General features: G+C 51.7%; 2 protein-coding genes. One reads left to right on the top strand and one right to left on the bottom strand.

The genetic code is table 11. The annotated features are described in order from the left end of the window. Positions 1-733: peptidase inhibitor family I36 protein (locus tag Q0231_RS02630; RefSeq protein ID WP_299344724.1), on the top strand; the 733-nt coding region annotated here is incomplete at its 5' end. A 67-nt stretch (positions 734-800) separates the two neighbouring features. Here Q0231_RS02630 and Q0231_RS02625 read toward each other — a convergent pair. After that, a complete protein-coding gene (locus Q0231_RS02625; protein WP_299344727.1) occupies positions 801-1,931 on the bottom strand; it encodes a carbohydrate ABC transporter permease in 1,131 nt (376 codons plus the stop codon). Positions 1,932-1,961: the final 30 nt, after the last annotated feature.

Genomic DNA, 1,961 nt, shown 5'->3' with positions numbered 1-1,961 from the left:
CGGGTTTAGTTTCACCATAACACCAAGCGGTCCAAGCCTTTCGATCTCTTGCGGGGACACGCCAGCGCCAACGCCCACACCTGCGCCTACACCAACGCCTCCGGCTGGCAACGTTGCTTGTTTTTACACTGGCACAAACTACACGGGGTCCGAATTCTGCCATGGGCCAGCAACGCTGAACACATTGGATGCAACGTTTAACGACAATATTGCGTCTGTAAAACTATACGGTAGCGCCAAGGCCAAACTCTGCCGCAATGCAAACTTGACGGGCACCTGCAAAACATACACGACATCAAAATCTGTTTTGCCCATTACAATTCGCAACAAAGCGTCATCTGTTCGCATCTTCACCGGCGTCATTCCGTTGCCACCGGTGACCCCTGTCACCCATTCGACCGGTCCGATCAACCTGCAGCAAACTTATACCGCGAATTTGGACAATGGTGCGATTGGCGGCGGTGGAGCTGATATTTGGTACCGGGCTGTGACGGCAGTGCAAAAATACATCAAGCCCATCAACGGCGCAAAACTGGCTGTAGGCAACAAATCAAATCGCGGATATTCAGGCTGTAAAGTTGCGAGCTACTCTTCTGCACAGGTCTCTATTTGGACCCTGCCTGTAGGCTCTTATGTCTGCGTCAAGACCAGCCAAGGTCGTATCTCTCAATTCCGTTTGAATGGATATTCTGGGACCACCATGAAACTTGGATATACAACTTGGGCAAACTGAGTTGAGCGAGCAAAGAAAAAAGGCCCGGGTTGCACCCGGGCCTTTCCCTAACTTCATTTGAACTATGTTATTTCACCGAACCGGCCAGCAGTCCACGCACGAAATAACGTTGAAGTGAGAAGAAAACGATCAGCGGCACAATGATGGAAATGAACGCGCCTGACGTAAGGATTTCCCAATTGTCACCGCGTGAACCAATTAGCTCCCGCAGGCGACCGGTAAGCACCAACTCATTGTCGCCAACACCTAAGAACACCGTGGCGACCAGCAAATCATTCCACACCCACAAGAATTGGAAGATGGCAAAACTTGCCAGCGCGGGGAAGGAAAGCGGCAAGACCATTGTGGTGAAGATCTTAAAATGAGATGCGCCATCCATGCGGGCGGATTCCATGATTTCCTTTGGCAAGCCGGCCATATAGTTGCGCAGCAAATAGATCGCCAACGGCAGACCGAACCCGGTGTGGGCCAGCCAAATACCGAGATAGGATTTAGCCTCGACCCCCAGCATTGGCGCAACACCGTTATAGAGCTGCAAGATCGGAATGAGCGACATTTGCAGGGGCACCACCAAAAGTCCAACCACAATGGCCACCAAATACCCACGCCCTGGAAATTGCATCCATGCCAATGCGTAGGCCGCAAATGCCGCAATTAGAATAGGAATGATGGTTGCGGGAATAGTGACGGTGAAAGAGTTGATGAACGAGCGGTCAATACCTTCAGATGTCAGCACTTCACGGTAGTTGTCTAATGTGAATCGCGGTGGTATTTGCGCTGTGTAGAGCACACGCTGTCCGCGCTTAAAGTCGAACTCAGTCTCTGACACCCAGGTGTATGAACCATCCGCATTCACCGTCAGTTCCCCGCCTTCTTTGGGCGCCACACTTGTGCCAACTGGATTGTCACCAAATGTGTTGTTGGTCAGACCATAGGCAGAAAGGGTTCGCCCCTGCTCGTCTTCAGATAAAAGATTGCCGGAAATTACATACACACCGTTTTCCAGCACCTGCGCGTCGGCCGCCAATGTGCGTCCGCCACCTGTGCGTTGTGTGGTTGTAAGGGCTGACCACCATCCAGAAACGGTTAGTTGATCTTTATCCCGAACGGAAGACACAAGCAGCCCAACGGTGGGCAAGGTCCAAATGATCACCAATGCCAACAAAACGATGTGGGTGGCGAGCTTGGACCAATCGATATTGAGCGTGAATGAAGGTTTACTTGCGGG

Origin of the sequence: uncultured Maritalea sp. (genome assembly GCF_937139385.1) — a bacterium.
Lineage (GTDB): Bacteria > Pseudomonadota > Alphaproteobacteria > Rhizobiales > Devosiaceae > Maritalea > Maritalea porphyrae_A.
The sequence above is the reverse complement of the archived record's forward strand: the minus strand, read 5'-3'. Positions and strand labels throughout refer to the sequence as shown.